General features: G+C 65.9%; 15 protein-coding genes. 5 read left to right on the top strand and 10 right to left on the bottom strand.

Features of this window, described 5'->3' with window-relative positions; all coding sequences use genetic code 11:
- Nucleotides 1–37 precede the first annotated feature (37 nt).
- From DV707_RS16050 to DV707_RS16065, 4 genes are all read right to left on the bottom strand, one after another.
- Entirely contained in the window at nucleotides 38–256 is a 219-nt protein-coding gene (locus DV707_RS16050) for a YgaP family membrane protein (RefSeq protein ID WP_103992423.1), read from the bottom strand.
- A 273-nt stretch (nucleotides 257–529) separates the two neighbouring features.
- On the bottom strand, nucleotides 530–976 hold the full coding sequence (locus DV707_RS16055) for an Hsp20/alpha crystallin family protein (protein WP_103992424.1): 447 nt from the start codon (nucleotides 974–976) through the stop codon (nucleotides 530–532).
- Between the two features lie 137 nt (nucleotides 977–1113).
- Nucleotides 1114–1758, bottom strand: coding sequence for a phosphoribosyltransferase (locus DV707_RS16060; RefSeq protein ID WP_103992548.1), 645 nt, complete (start codon nucleotides 1756–1758; stop codon nucleotides 1114–1116).
- 101 nt (nucleotides 1759–1859) lie between these two features.
- Entirely contained in the window at nucleotides 1860–2858 is a 999-nt protein-coding gene (locus DV707_RS16065) for a DUF7544 domain-containing protein (RefSeq protein WP_103992425.1), read from the bottom strand.
- Nucleotides 2859–3093: 235 nt separating this feature from the next.
- Between DV707_RS16065 and DV707_RS16070 the strand changes: the two genes are divergently transcribed.
- Nucleotides 3094–3888 (top strand): ABC transporter ATP-binding protein, encoded by a 795-nt coding sequence (locus DV707_RS16070; RefSeq protein WP_103992426.1) that lies wholly within the window; start codon nucleotides 3094–3096, stop codon nucleotides 3886–3888.
- A complete protein-coding gene (locus DV707_RS16075) occupies nucleotides 3885–5495 on the top strand; it encodes a hypothetical protein (protein ID WP_103992427.1) in 1611 nt (536 codons plus the stop codon). Before DV707_RS16070 ends, DV707_RS16075 begins: the two co-directional genes overlap by 4 nt.
- Nucleotides 5496–5553: 58 nt before the next feature.
- On the opposite strand, the gene DV707_RS16080 is transcribed toward DV707_RS16075, so the two are convergent.
- On the bottom strand, nucleotides 5554–5811 hold the full coding sequence (locus DV707_RS16080) for a DUF5789 family protein (RefSeq protein ID WP_103992428.1): 258 nt from the start codon (nucleotides 5809–5811) through the stop codon (nucleotides 5554–5556).
- Between the two features lie 104 nt (nucleotides 5812–5915).
- Complete coding sequence (locus DV707_RS16085) at nucleotides 5916–7418, bottom strand: lipopolysaccharide biosynthesis protein (protein WP_103992429.1); 1503 nt, start codon at nucleotides 7416–7418, stop codon at nucleotides 5916–5918.
- Nucleotides 7419–7747: 329 nt separating this feature from the next.
- Here DV707_RS16085 and DV707_RS16090 point away from each other — a divergent pair, with 329 nt between their 5' ends.
- Nucleotides 7748–8839: a glycosyltransferase family 4 protein gene (locus DV707_RS16090; RefSeq protein WP_103992430.1), complete on the top strand. Its 1092-nt coding sequence runs from the start codon at nucleotides 7748–7750 to the stop codon at nucleotides 8837–8839.
- Between the two features lie 132 nt (nucleotides 8840–8971).
- Nucleotides 8972–9862: a sugar phosphate isomerase/epimerase family protein gene (locus DV707_RS16095; protein ID WP_103992431.1), complete on the top strand. Its 891-nt coding sequence runs from the start codon at nucleotides 8972–8974 to the stop codon at nucleotides 9860–9862.
- Between the two features lie 72 nt (nucleotides 9863–9934).
- On the opposite strand, the gene DV707_RS16100 is transcribed toward DV707_RS16095, so the two are convergent.
- Together DV707_RS16100 and DV707_RS16105 are read right to left on the bottom strand one after the other, a co-directional pair.
- Entirely contained in the window at nucleotides 9935–10516 is a 582-nt protein-coding gene (locus DV707_RS16100; protein ID WP_103992432.1) for a metal-dependent hydrolase, read from the bottom strand.
- Between the two features lie 477 nt (nucleotides 10517–10993).
- A complete protein-coding gene (locus DV707_RS16105) occupies nucleotides 10994–12793 on the bottom strand; it encodes an asparagine synthase-related protein (RefSeq protein ID WP_103992433.1) in 1800 nt (599 codons plus the stop codon).
- Nucleotides 12794–13150: 357 nt separating this feature from the next.
- Between DV707_RS16105 and DV707_RS16110 the strand changes: the two genes are divergently transcribed.
- A complete protein-coding gene (locus DV707_RS16110) occupies nucleotides 13151–13339 on the top strand; it encodes a hypothetical protein (protein ID WP_136361907.1) in 189 nt (62 codons plus the stop codon).
- A gap of 317 nt (nucleotides 13340–13656) precedes the next feature.
- On the opposite strand, the gene DV707_RS16115 is transcribed toward DV707_RS16110, so the two are convergent.
- A complete protein-coding gene (locus DV707_RS16115; RefSeq protein ID WP_103992434.1) occupies nucleotides 13657–14964 on the bottom strand; it encodes a glycosyltransferase in 1308 nt (435 codons plus the stop codon).
- A gap of 220 nt (nucleotides 14965–15184) precedes the next feature.
- Nucleotides 15185–15661: a hypothetical protein gene (locus DV707_RS16120; RefSeq protein ID WP_136361908.1), complete on the bottom strand. Its 477-nt coding sequence runs from the start codon at nucleotides 15659–15661 to the stop codon at nucleotides 15185–15187.
- Nucleotides 15662–15764 lie beyond the last annotated feature (103 nt).

Below are 15764 nucleotides of genomic sequence, written 5' to 3' on the forward strand. Positions count from 1 at the left end.
ATTCGCTTCGCTCGGGGAGTCGGGGTCGGGGAGGCGCTCAGCGGGCCTTGCAGGTGTCGACCCCGATCACAGAGTAGAGACCGCAGCGACCCGTCGCGCCCGTCGCCAGCATCAGTATCGCGACGATTCCGAGTACCGGTGAGAGGATCGCCGGGGCGGAAACGGCGTCGCCGAGGATACCGAGTGAGATCACTCCCGCGATCGCCCCGAGTGCGATCCGAACGATGCTGTCCGTCTGGCCGACGTTCCGTTCCATAGGACAGAATTGGGCTGTGAACACATAACTGTTCTTGCCGACGGTGTGTGGCCGGTCGAACACCGGCGCGGGCCCTTCTCGGACTGCGTTCGACGCCCCCCACGTCGACCGGCCGGCCGCAGGCATCGACCTCTCGACTCCGCTCTGTCCGGTGTCGCGGCCGCGGATCTCATAGCGGTTATCGTAGCCGACCGGCGGTCCACGGACCCCCGGCCGGCCGGCCGCCGTCTTCGATTCGGATGCAACATCTGTGAATCTCTACGACACTCCCCCTCAGCTCACGTCGATTTCGGTGCTCTCCGCACTCGGCTCGGTCTTCGGCATCCGCACGGTCAACACCCCGTTGTCGTAGGTGGCCGAGACGCCGTCGGTCTCCACCGCTTCCCGGAGCGGGATCGATCGGCTGACCGACGCCCGGTGTCGCTCCCGGTGGATGTACTCTCCGTCCTCCGATCGTTCTTCCTCCTCGCGTTCGGCGGACACCCGGAGGTTCCGGTCGGTGAGCCGGACGTCGATGTCCCCCTTCTCGAATCCGGGGAGTTCGGCCGTCAGGACGAACTCGTCGCCGGCGTCTCTGAGGTCGACCCGCATCGGCGACGACCCGTCGTCGCTCCGCACGAGCGGTTCCGACTCCCACCACCGACTGGCCTCCTCGACGTTCTCCTGCATCTGTTCGAACAGCCGGTCGAGCTCGCGGAACGGGTTTTTTCGGTCGGTCATCTGTGTCTGGAGGTACGACGACCGACGTGATAATTCCTGTCAACGATTCTCAACTCTCGAAAACGTCAGACGGTGATCGAGGTGTCGGTATCGGCGAGCGGCCGATCGGGCGCGGCCGGCGTGGCTCCCCGCCGCGGTCACGGATGCTCATCCAGGTACGTCATCGCCTCCTCGTCGGACACCTGATCGAACCGGTCGTAGAACTGGCCGACGCCCCTGAAGTCCCCCGGCGTTTGCAGACAGACCACCTCGTCGGCCATCGATCGCAACTCCGCAATCGTGTCGGGCGGGCCGACTGGCACCGCCAGTACGATCCGTTCGGCACCCGCGTCGGCGAGCGTCCGGAGACACGCTCTGACGGTCGATCCCGTCGCGACGCCGTCGTCGACGACCACGACGTCCTTCCCCGTCAGATCCGGCTCCGACCGTCCGCTTCGGTACCGTTCGGCCTTCTCGCGGGCGTTCTCCGCTTCTCGCTTCCGCTCCCGCTCGAAGTACTCCTCGTCGGCACCGGCCCCCTCGAAGGCCCGCTCGTTACGCCAGACGCTCCCGTCGGCGGCGACGGCACCGATGGCGTACTCCGGGTTCCCCGGCGCGCCGATTTTCGACGCGACGACGACGTCGAGCGGTGCGTCGAGTGCGTCCGCGACGGCCCGTCCGAGGGGCAGGCCGCCACGGGGGATCGCGAGCACGATATCCGCAGCGATCTCCCGCTCTCGAAGCGTCTCTCCGAGCCGTTCACCTGCCTCGGTCCGGTCTTCGAATCGGCGTGCGGAACTCATCTGTCCGGTCGGGAGTTCGGCGTCCGGGGTCCTGTAACTCCCGGACGTTCCCACGCCGCTGGAACCACCGGATCGCCGGGACGCGACCGGTCGGACCGGGCTTACTCTCGGACCGCCGCTCGCCGCTCCGGAATCAGGTCGAACGCCGCCTCCGTGTCGCCGAGGACGAGCAGCGCGTAGTACCGGAGATACGTCTGGATCGGCACGGCCACGACCAGTCCGATGACGATGACGGCGACGACGAAGAGCGCTACCGCCAGGCCGATGAGTCCCCAGCCGGCGAGTTCGGAGACGCTCAACAGCCCCACGCCGACGAGTCCGAACAGACCGATCGGGACGGCGACTCCCACCGCCGCGAGCACCGTCACGACGCTCGCGAGGATCCCGGCGACCAACTGGAGGACGAAGCTCAAGACGGCGTACGCCGCGTACTGCTTCCACTGGCCGGTCAGCGTCGGCCAGAACCGCCGCCACGCCGAGAGCAACGCCCTGTCCTCGGCGACCATCACCGGCACCACGAACATCGTCGTGAATCCGCCGACCAGGCCGCTGATCACGCTCACGACTACGAAAACCGGAATTGCGAGGAACAGCAGTCCGATCGAGAGTGCGCCCTCGCCGACGAGTACGGGCCAGAGGATCGCCGCCAGGAGGGCGCCGACGATTCCGATCGTGAGCGCTCCGAGGACGATCCGGAACCCGAACAGCCGAGCGCCCTGCCGCCAGCGCTCGCCCCAGTACCGCCGGATCGTCACGGCCTCGCGCCGGAGCGATTCGACGAACACGAACTCCATCACCGATCCGACGAACAGGAACGCGAGGCCGAGGACCAGCACGATCCCGAATATCGCCGCGATCACCGCGAGTTCCGTCCCGCCGGGCGAGGGTATCGTCCCGGGTATCCCGGAGACGTCGGGCGTCTGGGACCCCGTCCCGCTCGGCGTGCCGCCGCCGAACTGGAACGGCGGCGTTCCGCCGGCGCCACCGACGAAGAACATCACGAGTGCGAGCCGCGCCCACCGGCCGAGGTCGAACGGCCAGAGGAACGCCCGCGCCGCGTCGAGGGCGTCGTCGATCGCGTCGAGGGCGTACAGCGTCATCGGCTTCGCCCCCGCGCGGCTCGCCCGTGATCGAGCCGGTCTCGGTGCGGATCGCCGGAGTCGACACCGCGGTCGCGTCGTCCGGTATCGATTCGAGCACGTCCTCGGAGGGAGGGACCAATCCGGGCCATCGTCTGTCCACTGCTAACTCACAACGAAATAACAATTTCGGTCGGGTTGGACGGCGTGTCATCCACAACCGTTAGGCGATGGCCCCCGAACGCTCACCCACGCGATGCCCTCCACGAACGCTGCCGCCATCGAAGCGGACGACCTCCGGAAACGGTACGGCTCGGAGGTCGCGCTCGACGGCGTCTCGCTCTCGATCCCGACCGGGACAGTGTACGGGTTTCTCGGGCCGAACGGCGCTGGAAAGACGACGACGATGCGGCTCCTCACCGGGCTTTCGCGCCCGTCGAGCGGGACCGTCCGGGTCTGCGGCGTCGACGTCTCCGACCGCCGCGCGCTCACTCCTCACGTCGGCTACCTCCCCGAGACCCCGCCGCTGTACGAGGAGTTCAGCGCGCGCGAACAACTCGAGTACGTCGCCGACCTCAGAGACGTATCCGACGAGGTCGCCGCCGAGCGAATCGAGCGGTACCTGACGCAGTTCGAGTTGCTCGACGACGCCGACAGGCGCATCGACGCGTACTCGAAGGGGATGAAACAGAAGACCGCCTTCGTGCAGAGCGTCCTCCACGACCCCGACGTGCTCTTTTTGGACGAACCGACTTCGGGGCTCGATCCCCGCGCCGCGCGGCGGATCCGGGAGTCGATACTGGCCTTCGCCGACGCTGGCACGACGGTCTTCCTCTCGACGCACATCCTGCCGGTCGTCGAGGCCGTCGCCGACGAGGTGGGCGTCCTCTACGAAGGTCGACTCGTCGCCGAAGGCCCGCCGGACGCGGTGACGTCGCGCGCGGCGACGGGCGAGAGCGGGTCGCTGGAGGACGCCTTCCTCGCGGTCACGGGCGGCGAAGACGACGTCGCCGACGGCGACGAGACCGGTCCGAACGCGTCTGAGCCATGAGCCTTCGATCTGACCTCCGATACGGGCTTCGCATCGCCCGCGCCGAGTTCGTCCGCAGCCTCCGCGGGTACGCCCGCGACCGGCGGCGACTCCTCGGACTCGCCGCGGCGGTCCTGTTCTTCGGCGGCAACCTCGTCTTCTCGCTCCCGACGGCGTACCTGCTCGGGCGGACGGTTCGGTCGGCGGACGCGGTTCCGTTTCTCGGGCCCGCGGCGACCGCGCTCCCGTTTCTCCTCCTCTCGCTGGCCGCCCTGCGGACGCTGGAGCGAATCGGGAGTCCGGAGGCCGAGGAACTCCTGCTCTCGACCGTCCACCCGCGTGCGGCCGTCGTCGGACTGATCTGCGCGGAGATCGCTCGACTGCTCGCGTGGTTCGGGATCCCGATCGCCGCGGTCGTCGCCGCGTTCGCGCTCGGACTCGGGTCGGCGACGTTCCCGCTGACGGTCGCGGTCGTCGTGCTCCCGCTCGTCTGCTGGGCGGCCGTCTGGGGGTACGCCATCGGGATCGGGCTCCTGCGCCTCTTCCGCCGGCTCCCGGCGCTCGGTCGTGCGGTGAAGGTCGGCGGCTTCCTCGGGATGCTCGCGCTCGTCCTGGCCTCGCAGTCGATCGGCCGCCTCGTCGCCGACGGGTCGCTCTCCGCCCGGGGGATTCTGGACGCGGTCACGCTCGCCCCGCTGTCGGAGTACGTCGCCCTCGCGTTCGTCGGCACGCCGCTCGCCCAGCCACTCTCGCCGACTGGTCTCGGCGTCCTGTTCCTGGCTGTCGCGCTCACACCCCTCGGACTCGCCGTCGCCACCCGTTCGGCGACGACGCTCTGGTTCGGCGACGCGTCGAGACCGGAACGAGCGACGCGATCGGAGAAGTCGACCGGCGGGTTCGCCGCGCCCCCTCCCTTCGCGGCGACGAAACCGGGACGCATCGCGTGGGGCCACCTGGTTCGCGCGGTCCGCCACCCACAGGAGTTCAGCCACCTGGTGATGATCGTCTTCTTCCTCGGCCCGGTCGGGACCACCTTCGTGCAGTCCTCCGGCGACGCGCTCGGGCCGCTCGCGGCCGCGACCGGCGTCGGTCTCGCGACGTACCTCGCCGGCGCGACGTTCGGGCTGAACCCGATCGGCGACGACCGGCCGCAACTCCCGCTCGTGCTCCTCACCGGGACGGCTCCCCGGACCCTCGTCCGCGGTCGGATCGCCGCCGGCGTCGCGATCGCCGCGCCGGTCGCCGTTCTCGTCCCCACGGCCGCTCTCGGTCTGGGAACCGCCCCGAAACTGGCGGCGGCGTTCGCCGGGGTCGGCCTCCCGATGTGCGTCGCCGCGTCGCTCTTCGCCGTCGGGCTCGGAACCTCGTATCCGATCTACGAGGAGCGCGAATTCTGGGGCGCGGAGACGGTCGTGCCCTCCACGCTGGTGATGATGGCCTACCTGTTCGTCGTCTCCGGCGGGACGGTCGTCGGGCTGTTCGCGACGTGGTTCGCCGTCTCGGGGCGGCTGGTCGTGACGCCGCTCGTCGCCGGCGGACTCTCCCTGTATCTGCTGGTGACGGTCGGTCTCTCCTACGGGTCTTACCGGTACGCCGTCCGACGGTACCGTCGGTACACGCTCGATTAGACACCGATCGGCGTTGCGCAGGCTTTCCGGACGCCGTGGACCGCTGGCGTCGCGGACCTCAGGCGTCGCCCTCCGACTGGAAGGGTTCGCCAACGGCCCCCCGCGGGAGCGTGTTGTGCAGTTCGGATTCGAGGTCTTCGGCCGACTCGAAGACGTCGCTGCTGGTCTGGCTGATCAGGTCACCGAAGTCCTCGCGCCCGTCCGCCAGAACGAGCGTCACGTCGGCCAGTTCCGCGCCGGCCTCCGACCGCTCGATCGGGTACTCTAGTTCTTCGAGGGCTTCGCTGACGTCGCTGAAGTGTACTTCTCGGCTCATACCGTCCTATACGCGAACTGACTACTTCAAGCTATGCGGCTGCAAGGAGAGGTCGGAGCGTCGGCTTTCGGGTTCGGACCCACTCGGACGACCGCACTGACGTATCACCCACGGAGTCCGTCCCTGATCATCCGGAGGTTGTGCTCGATGCCCCAGTCGAACTGCCGTTCGAGCAGGTAGGCGACGACGAAGTACAGCAGGGCACCGATCGGGACGAGCACGACGAGTTCGACGAGCGGGGAGAGATCGGTCACGGAGGTCGCATACCGCAGCGATCCGAACATCACGGTGGCGGCGACGAGCGGGTACACGTACTCGGTGTAGAGTTGCATCGACCGGCCGTTCACGATCCGCGCGGCGAGGTAGACGTCGATCGGTAACATCGGGAGGATGTACACGCCGACGACGACGAGCGCCGTTCCCTCGATGCCCCACCTGGCCGTGGCGGGCCAGATCAAGAGCGCGATGCAGCAAACCCGCAGGAACCCGAGTTTCGCGATGTAGTCGGGCCGCCCGAGCGCCTTCCAGACGGCACCGAAGTTGCGCGTGATCGCGTGCATCAGTCCGTACAGCGCGAGGATCTGCATCGTCACGATCATCGGCTCCCACTCCTCGCCCAAGACGACCGGGACGAAACTCGGCGTGACGAGCGCGATTCCGAACGCGAGCGGGAAGGCGACGAACGCGGTGAGACGGGTCGTCTGAATGAGTGCCTCCCGCACCTCGTCGAGGTCGTCCTGCAACTGCGAGTACGCGGGGAACGTGATCTGTGAGATGATCCCGGAGAACTCCGAGGCGGGCGTGTCGGCCAGCCGGTAGGCGTACTGGTAGAACCCAAGCGCCGTCGCGGAGAGGAACCACCCGACGAAGGCGTCGTCGCCCTCGCTGTAAATGAACCCCACGATGGACGCGCCGGTGATCCACTTCCCGTAGTCGATGAGTTTCCGCGCGGTCTCGATCTCGAACGCGGGCCAGGGACGGTAGTCGTGGAGGACGTACGAGAGGGCGAACTTGACGAACGACCGGCTCAGCGAGGCGAACACGAGCGCCCAGACCGTCGGCGAGTACAGGGCGTACGCGACGCCGACGACGAACTGCGTCAGGGCGGCGCTGCTCTGCCAGACGAAGTTCTTGTGAAAGGAGAGGTCCTTCTGGAAGTACACCACGCCCGGGTTCCGCAGTCCGATCAGGAACGGGCTGAGTCCCAGTACCCGGATGAGCGTCGTCGCGCCGGGCTCGCTGAACAGGTCGGCGATGAACGGTGCCGCGACGAACAGCACGGCGAAGATGAGGAGGCCGCGCCCGGCCTCCAGGCTCCACGTCGTGTTGAGATACTTGTCGACGTTTTCCTCGACGTCCTGAATGAGGGCGGCGTTGATTCCGATGTCGGTGAACCGCCTCGTCGCGGAGACCGTCAGGAGCGCGATGCCCATCAGCCCGAAGTCCCGCGGCGAGAGCAGCCGCGCGAGGACGATGAGCATCAGTATCTGTGAGAACCGGACCGAGACCGTCGTCACCGACACCCAGATGCCGCTCTTCATCGTCCGCTGGACGACGGAGCCGGACGGAACGAGGCGTCTCACGAACTCCCGAAGTCGGTCTCTCATCTCCGTGTGATTCGTCTATTACCGATCGGTGATACGCCCCTTCCACGAGTTCCCATTACTCCGCATAGCGACGGAAGCGGGCATTGTTATTCCGTGGGTAACGCATCGATACGGGTCGCTATCGCCGGATCGAGCCGACGAGTGTCGTTACTAAGTCGGCCCCGGACCGGAACGAGGGCGCACGAGTTCCGGTATTCAGGGTATAATTATCCGGCTCTCATCCGTCTCCGGCATACGATGATCGCTGCACGCACCGGCGCAGTAACTGGTCCGAAAGACGAGAGCGGTCCCCGATCGTCACGATTCGCTCTCGGCCACCGCTCGCTCCGATGAAACCCACCGACGAACTCACTGTACTACTGATGAGCGGCAGCTGGTACGGGGGGAACGCGTACATGACGCTGTTGTCGAGGGCACTCCGAGACCACGGGGTCGAGGTGCGAACCCCGGACCTCCTGCTCTTCTTCCCGCTCACCCGGACGGCGCTCCGGAACCGCGACGCCGACGTGATGCAACTCGACTGGATATACGACTACTACGCGACGGACGACTTAGACTCCCGGCGCCTGAACGACCTAGTGTCGTTCCTGCGGGCGGCCGCGTTCCTCTTCGACCTCCTCGCCGTCTCACTGTTTGACGTGCGGATCGTACGCACGGTTCACAACAAGCGGAGCCACGAGGGGATCTACCCCCGGACCGAACGGATCGTCAGCGAGTGCGTGTTCTGGGTCGCCGACGCCGTCACGGTCAAGTGCTCGGCGGCCGCCGACGAGATCGCCGCCGCGTATCGCGTTCCCGAGGCGAAAGAGCTGTCGGTCGTCCCGGACGGAAACTACATCGACGCGTACGAGAACGACGTCTCGCGGGCGACCGCCAGGTCAGATCTCGGGATCGATGGGGAGTCCTTCGTGTTCGTGTTCTTCGGGCAGATCCGACCGTACAAGGGAGTCCCAAAACTCGTCGAGGCGTTCTCGTCGCTCGATCTTCCCGAGGCGGAACTCTGGATCGTCGGGAGCCCGCACACCGACGACATCGAAGCCCAAGTCACGGCGCTCGCCGCGTCGGACCCGCGGATCGAGACGAGGCTCGCGTTCGTCCCCGACGACCGCATCCAGTACTACCTGAACGCGGCGGACGTGCTCGTTCTCCCCTACCGGAAGATACTCAACTCCGGTTCGGCGCACCTGGGGCTCTCCTTCGCGACGCCGATCGTGGCCCCGAAGATCGGCTGTCTCCCGGAGACCGTCCCGCCCGAGAACGACCTCCTCTACGACCCCGCCGCCGACGGATTGACCCGGGCGCTGCGACAGGCCTACGAGTCGACCGATCTCGACCGGGTGGGTCGGGCGAACTACCAGCGTGCTCGCGCCCTGAACTGGGATCGAACGTGTGAGCTCCTGCTCGACGTGTACGTGGAGTGAGTCGGCTCGCGTCTCGGCCGGTTCGCACCACGGTCGTTCGACCCCGAAGGTGCCCCGGTCGAGACTATAGGCGGCGGTTACCGACCGGATATGCGGTTCATTACCTCTTCGCGTTCCACCGAACCGCCGGTAATGGCTCAGGTCACCGCCAGGAGCTCTGTCTCGGGGTCGCGACCCCGGGCAGCCATCCAACTGCACACGCTTCGTGATATGGACGCCCCGCTCTCAGAGCGGATACGGCGCGTCGCCGACGCCGGTTTCGAGGGCGTCGAGTTCGCGGGGACGTTTCTCGAAACGAACCCGCACGCCGTCCGGGAGACCCTCGACGACACCGGCGTGACGCCCGTGGCCGCCCACGTGGACCTCGCGCGGATCGAGGCGGACGTCGAGGCCCTCGCGGACCGGATGCGCCACGTCGGGTGCCGACACGTCATCATACCGCACCTCAGCGGCGGACACTTCCGGTCGAAAGCCGACGTCGACGCGCTCGCGCTCCGTCTCGAAAAACTCGCCGGGCGCCTCGACAACTACGGCATCCAGCTCTCCTATCACGTCTCGCGAGAGCCGTTTCTCCCGCTACTCGACCGCTACGGCCTCGCGACGCCCGCGCGCCTCCCCTCGCCGGGGATCGTCTGGCGACTCGCCGCCGAGACGATCGATCTCACGATCAGGGGCTCGTCTCGCACACTCGACGTCACGGCGTTCGATCGACTCGTCTCCCGAACGGACGAGCTGACGTTCGAGGTGGACGTCGGCTGGGTCGCCGCCGGTGGCTACGATCCGGTGGCGGTCTTCGAGCGTCTCGGCGATCGGATGCCGCTGATCCACGTCGCCGACGTTCGACGCGTGAAGCGGTTCCCGCCGGCGTACCGGTCTGTCCCGCCCGGCACGGGAATCCTCGATCTCGACCGGGTGCTCGACGCCGCTCGCCGGAGTGACGTCGGCTGGCTCGTCTACGAAGACGACGACCCCGAGGATCCCGCGGCGGCGATCGACCACGGTCGCTCGGTACTCGACCGGTAGCCGGCGAGGCAGTGGGTACCGCTCGCTTGCGGTTCCCGTCCGAGGACTTCCCCCAATCGCGAGATCGCCGTTTCACACCTCGCGAAGCCATCGGAGCGGGGACGTGAGTACCCTGAGACCCGGACTGCCGTCCGAAAGCCACAAGACGGTCCCGACGAGGACCGACCCGAGCTGTAGCGCGACGACCAGTGTGAGCTCGAGGGTGAGCAGCTGTGCGACGTACCGGACCAGTAGCGTGAGCGTGCTCTCGGCGAACGTTCCCCCCGCGTCGATCGGGGGCCGATTCGAGACCGGCCACAGGACCGGAGAGAGATCCACCGTTCGCCTGGACAGCGAGGCGGGCAGAACGTCGCCGACGAGATGGAGGAGATAGCCGACGGTGAACGCGACGGTCAGGGTCTCTGACCCTCTCCGACGCGCGAGAAGGGCGAGGCCGAACAGCGCCGGAACGACGACGAACACCGAGTGTGCGACGGCGTATCCCGTCTCGAACAGGCCGAACTGCCACGCGAGCGGCTTGTCGATGAGATCCGGGAGCACCGCCCCGAACGCGAGCACCACCACGGCCGCGTCCGTCGGTCGCTCGCGGTGACGGCCGTGCACGTACAGCGAGAATAGTACGTACGCGAAAAAAACGTGCTCCCAGGGCCACATACGGAGGTGAGGCGCTCGCAGGAATAATAGCCTGTCGACTCCCGTGCGCCTGTCTCTTCCTCGTCTCGGTAAGTTAGGCAGACGTCCAGACGCCGACGAATTACCTGAACCAGTTTTCGGGGTGTAACGTCCAGTAAATAACTCCTGAAGCGTCTCTTCGGCGTTTCAGTTTCTGCATCCCACCGGCCACGAGAGCGCCATTCGGTAGGCATCGTCTCCGCCTACGGCGAGCGGAGACTCGTGGCCGAGCCCTCTGGAAGCGGGGTCCCGTACGGTCCGATAGTGGTTCATCCTTCCCAGTTACTCCGAGGGGTAGCCGACGGCGATCGACGAGGCGACGGCGAGTGCAACCCCGTCTCATTTAGTGTGTCGGCGGAATTTCCGAACAGGTCGCCAACGGAGGGACTGGGTGGCTGTTCGACGCGGGCGTACGTCGGAGCGTTCGACCTCTCGGCGTAGGTCGCTTCTCTCTCGCACTCAGTCGAGGTGATTTTGAAGCCAGTACTCCAGCGTCGTTATCCGTGCAAGCATCGAGGCGTTGTTGCTGCCGTTCATATGCCGTTCAAACACCGACTCGACCGCGTCGGCGTCGAAGAAGGACCGGTCTGTGGCGTCGCCGACGTACTGAGACACCCACTCGTGGACGAACGTATCGGTGTCCCGAATCCAAAAGTCCTGTAGCTGCCCGCCCGCGTAGGTGGCTTTCGATTGGAGGCGGCTGAGGACGACGTTGCCGACGAATCCCGCGACGTGAAACCGGTACGGCCGCGCCGGCTTCGTCTTCGTCCGTTCGTACCGGATCTCGGAGAGGCTCGGCGATACTCGCCGGCACAGCTCCAACTTCGCTATCGACGTCCCGTACGGAACGCCGCCTGCGTCGGACTTGAACACGTGGTGCGATAGCGGAAACGACCCTTTCCGGTAGTAACGGGGCATTTTCGCGCACCACTCGAGGTAGCCGCCGTCAACCTGCATCGAACGGCTCCCCGTCCGGTCGCGCATCAGCCGGTTGCTTTCGAGTCCGGCACGAGCGTAGTAGTTCTGGTAGTGGATATCGAGCACCTTCCCGCGGTGGGTGGTCTCGGGACTCTTCTCTGCCTCCTCTTTGAACGTCCTCATCGGATCAACGTCTTCGGTGAGCAGTTTGTTCACCTGCTCCTTGCTGGCAGACGCTTCGCTCGCGAACTGGGTCTCGACGATGGACCGGGATTCGTCGAAGTGATACCGCAGGAGATGATCGCCGATAAGTTCTCCCTGCACGCCCTCCATCAGCACCGGCACGTCGCGTTCGATGTGGTAGGACGGGGAGAGGTTCGCCGTCGTGTTCCACTGGAGCATCCCGTCGGTCACGTCGATGACTCGCTCGATGTCCTCGGCGAACGTCTCTGCAGTCAGCGGAATCTGCGAATACTCGATGCCCAACTCGCGGGCTATCTGCGACGCTATCTTCGGGTTGTCCTCCGTCGGCGGGTTCGCATCGTACCCGTAAGCGAGGAGGCGGTCGAGGTGGCCGGGTGGGGCGTTTTGGAGGAGAGCTGCCGCCGTCGTCCGACTGTCGAGCCCGCCGGACAGCCAGATTCCGGCCTCTTCGGGGAGTGTCCCGGCCACCCGCCTCGCGGCCTGTTCGTAGCGGTCGGCCAGTTCGTCGAAGTAGCCGTCGCTGTCGCCGCCGTGCGCCTCGTAATCCGGCTTCCAGTACCGGGTCGCCGATCGCTCTCCGTCGGCCACTTCGAGTACGGTGGCGGCCCGCATCGCCCGAACTTTCCCGAGGAGCGTCCGTTCGCCCCACATATGACCCATCAGCAGCATATCGTTCACGGCCTGCATATCGACGGTCGGGTCCTCGAGGAGGGGCACCAGCGAATTCATCGACGTCGAGTACAGGAAACGACCGTCGGCGGTGTAAAAACAGGTTCGAGCCCCCAACTTGTCGGTTACCACGACGTGGCGGTCCCCGGACCCGTCATAACAGGCGATTAGGAACTCGCCTTCGAGTTCCGCCGCCACCGTCACCGGGTCCGACAGCACCGCGGTGAACAGCGCCCGCTCGTCGTAGCCGAGTTCGTCGAGGTTCGTGACCGTTCCGTAGACGACGCCCGCGTGCCTCCCGTCGCTCCACGTCGTGTAGCCGTTCGAATCGATGGACGGGCTGGTGGTTGCGAGCGCGTCGTCGTCGAATTCGTACTCCCACCTCGTCTCTGCGTTCCACCCGTCGAGTTGAGAGACCGTATCGGCGAGTTCGCCCGAATCCATCTCGCCGCCGCAGATTCCACTCATACGCTCGGCCTTCGTCGACGACGTGGATAATAATACGCCACATAATACTCGAAAAATAACTGACGACGGCTGTTCGAGACGTTGTAACGTGCGTTTTCCTTCCTCAGATTCCCCGCGAATTCGGACATAAAATAACTACCTAGTAGCCGATTGGAGAACAAATCACGACTATTTGATACCTAACTGGGAAGCAAATCACACCTTCTGCAAAAAAGCGTCAGTATCGCTGTCCTCGGTCGAAACTGCGGAGGAGGGACGTGTCGGATCCGGACGAGATGAGGAACTACACGACGCCCCGCAGACGGGACGAGACGAAGAACCAACCGCGCGGGCCGCCGCGATAGGGACGAGTCGCTGATGGTCGTCGGTATCCGTGACCACGGCGCAACTGTCGATGGAATGGACGACACGAAGGCGATAAACCGGGCCATCGCCCCCGCTGCCCCGAACGGGACGGTGTACCTCCACGAGGACGACGTCCTCATCGGGGAGTATGACCGGGTTCCTATCCGTCTCACGGAGGATCAGGGCGGATTGACCTTCTAACGCCGGCCCGGCGAAGACGAGACTTCTGGAGGTCAGCGGCCAGACGGACGCCCACCTCGGTATCTGCGTCAAGCCGTCGTCCGGTACGGCTGTCTCGGGGCTTCGGTCAAGAACTTACGGCAGATACGTCCAGCCCGAAGCGGAGGTGGTCAACTGGCACGCCCCGCTGTCCCGCTCGACGAGAACTTCGGGAAGACCGAAGGCGACGTACTGAAACTGGACCGCGACTGGAGCAGTTGGCGTAGCGCGGCCGACTCCGCCTGATACCGATTTCCGATCCGTTTTCGATCCGACGCCGTCGCCGGTTTCGAATCTGCTCACGCTGCTTCTGGCACCGGACGCTTCTCGACGACGTGCGTCCGGATGAACCGCTCGTATTCGTCGAGTATCGGGCCGGGCGCGAAGTTTTCCGCCCGACCTCTGAGAACCGCGGCAGAAAGGGGATCCGCGAGTGTCTGGACGACAGCGTCGGCGAGTCCGTCCACGTCGCCGACTGCCGCCAAACGTCCGTACTCGCCGTCGGCGAGTATCTCGCGGGGCCCGCTGGGGCAGTCCGTCGCCACTACGGGGCACCCGCAGGCGAGCGCTTCGATGATGACCGTCGGGAGTCCTTCGTACCGCGAGGTGAGGAGGAAGGTCCCGGCCTTGTGCATAAATCGGTAGGGGTTCTCGACATACCCCGGGATCGACACCACGTCTTCGATACCGAGTTCGGCGGCCAGAGATTGGAGCGCCTCGAGCTGGGACCCCTTCCCGGCCACGACACCCCTCGTGTCGGGATTCCGCTCCTGGACGCGCGCGAACGTCCTGAGCCACGTCTCGAGGTCCTTCTGCCGTTCGAGCCGTCCAACGAACAGCACGACGTCGACGTCGTCGTCCTCAATCCACTCGTGATCGACCGGTTGGTTCGCTCGTTCCCGAATCGACTCGATTTCGACGGGATTGTGCAGGACGCTGACCCGGTCGGGGTCGAGGTCCATCTTCTCTATGAGGCTGTCTGCGACGCCCCGAGAGACGCCGATGATGCCGTCAGCCGTCGGGAAGAGCGCTGTCGCCAAGCGCCTGAGCGCTTCGGACTTCAGCGTCACATCGTTGGACTCGCCGAACGCGCAGTGCTTCGTCGGGAAGACGGCCGTCTCGACGTCCACCAATCGGCGGGCGGCGAGGCAGGTGACGCTCGCGTGCGTCATCTGCGGGAAGATGGCCGCCGGTTCGACCCGACGGAGGTAGCGCGCGAGAGCGGGGACGTGCGCCGCGATACCCACCACCGGCAATCGGGTCGATCCAAGTATCGTTACCCTCACCTCGTCGGACACCTTAGGCAGCAGTTCACCCGTGGCGTGCGAGATGATCAGTTCGACGTCTTGGCCGCGTGCCGCGAGACCGTTGACGATGTCGACGGTCACCTGCTCTGCGCCCCCCACCGAGAGGGTCGGGATATAAAAGGCCAGTCGGGGTCGGTCCCTCGTGCCGTCCTGCCGCGAGTGCTCCGGGCCGGTCACGCCGTTCGCGTTCTCCGTCGCCCGCGGGCTCCCACCGGACGCTCTCGCGGTCCAATCGAGGATTCGGTTCGCGAGTCCCCGAGGCGTTCTACCATCCCGGAAGCCGTTCGAAGGCGAATTCATTAGGTTCCCGTACTGTGTTCTATGTCATTGTTAGTAGGAAGCTACGTGCTGCTGACGCCGTCGCGCCCGTTCGGTATCGTCGTCGGGATGCTGGTCATCAGTCGGAATCAGTTGCGGTGCGCTATGACGTCGGCTGACGCTCGATGAGCCGCTCTGGAGCGAGAAATCTGTACCGCGACTGATGACGTACCCGACCTCGCCCCACCTGTCTTGCCGACGCTCACCGGCGCTCCCCTTTCGAAGCGATGGAACGGCGTACCTTGTCGCCGTCGATCGTGACGGCGGCATTGCCATCAACCTGCAGGTCGCGGAGTTCACCGCTGAATCGATACCGCCGCTCGCCGGTCGTGATCGCTCCTTCTGCCGTGCACTCGGAGATGCGGGCCTCGGCGTCCCGACTCGCGTCCGCACCGGGCGTCAGTTCCCCGTCGACGGTAAGTTTGTACGTCGATGCGGTCCCCGAGCCGCTGATCCGCAGGCGATGCCCGTCGTCGTCGCTCCCGACGGCGGCCGCTACGGCCGTCGGAACGGCCCCAGCAGCGGAGAGGACCGCTGCGACCACCGTGCCGCCGAGACGGAGGTACGTTCGGCGTTCCAGAGTGCGCCCGCTGGCTCCTCGCGCCGCGGGCGGATCGCTCCCGTTTGATTCCCCTTCGGTTTCGTCGGACTTTCGATCGTGTGCCAGCTTGCGTGCCATGCGAGCGTTAATGCGACATTAATCGCAATAAGTATTTGGAAATTTACACGTTCATCCACTGGTGAATGTCTCTCAGCTCGATACGTTCGTCGGCGGTCCCCCG

Source organism: Halobellus limi (genome assembly GCF_004799685.1).
Classification (GTDB): domain Archaea; phylum Halobacteriota; class Halobacteria; order Halobacteriales; family Haloferacaceae; genus Haloquadratum; species Haloquadratum limi.

Coding starts and splice junctions, on each gene's coding strand:
- DV707_RS16050 (WP_103992423.1), bottom strand. CDS start 256: ATGGAACGGAACGTCGGCCAGACGGACAGCATCGTTCGGATCGCACTC.
- DV707_RS16055 (WP_103992424.1), bottom strand. CDS start 976: ATGACCGACCGAAAAAACCCGTTCCGCGAGCTCGACCGGCTGTTCGAA.
- DV707_RS16060 (WP_103992548.1), bottom strand. CDS start 1,758: ATGAGTTCCGCACGCCGATTCGAAGACCGGACCGAGGCAGGTGAACGG.
- DV707_RS16065 (WP_103992425.1), bottom strand. CDS start 2,858: ATGACGCTGTACGCCCTCGACGCGATCGACGACGCCCTCGACGCGGCG.
- DV707_RS16070 (WP_103992426.1), top strand. CDS start 3,094: ATGCCCTCCACGAACGCTGCCGCCATCGAAGCGGACGACCTCCGGAAA.
- DV707_RS16075 (WP_103992427.1), top strand. CDS start 3,885: ATGAGCCTTCGATCTGACCTCCGATACGGGCTTCGCATCGCCCGCGCC.
- DV707_RS16080 (WP_103992428.1), bottom strand. CDS start 5,811: ATGAGCCGAGAAGTACACTTCAGCGACGTCAGCGAAGCCCTCGAAGAA.
- DV707_RS16085 (WP_103992429.1), bottom strand. CDS start 7,418: ATGAGAGACCGACTTCGGGAGTTCGTGAGACGCCTCGTTCCGTCCGGC.
- DV707_RS16090 (WP_103992430.1), top strand. CDS start 7,748: ATGAAACCCACCGACGAACTCACTGTACTACTGATGAGCGGCAGCTGG.
- DV707_RS16095 (WP_103992431.1), top strand. CDS start 8,972: ATGGCTCAGGTCACCGCCAGGAGCTCTGTCTCGGGGTCGCGACCCCGG.
- DV707_RS16100 (WP_103992432.1), bottom strand. CDS start 10,516: ATGTGGCCCTGGGAGCACGTTTTTTTCGCGTACGTACTATTCTCGCTG.
- DV707_RS16105 (WP_103992433.1), bottom strand. CDS start 12,793: ATGAGTGGAATCTGCGGCGGCGAGATGGATTCGGGCGAACTCGCCGAT.
- DV707_RS16110 (WP_136361907.1), top strand. CDS start 13,151: ATGGTCGTCGGTATCCGTGACCACGGCGCAACTGTCGATGGAATGGAC.
- DV707_RS16115 (WP_103992434.1), bottom strand. CDS start 14,964: ATGAATTCGCCTTCGAACGGCTTCCGGGATGGTAGAACGCCTCGGGGA.
- DV707_RS16120 (WP_136361908.1), bottom strand. CDS start 15,661: ATGGCACGCAAGCTGGCACACGATCGAAAGTCCGACGAAACCGAAGGG.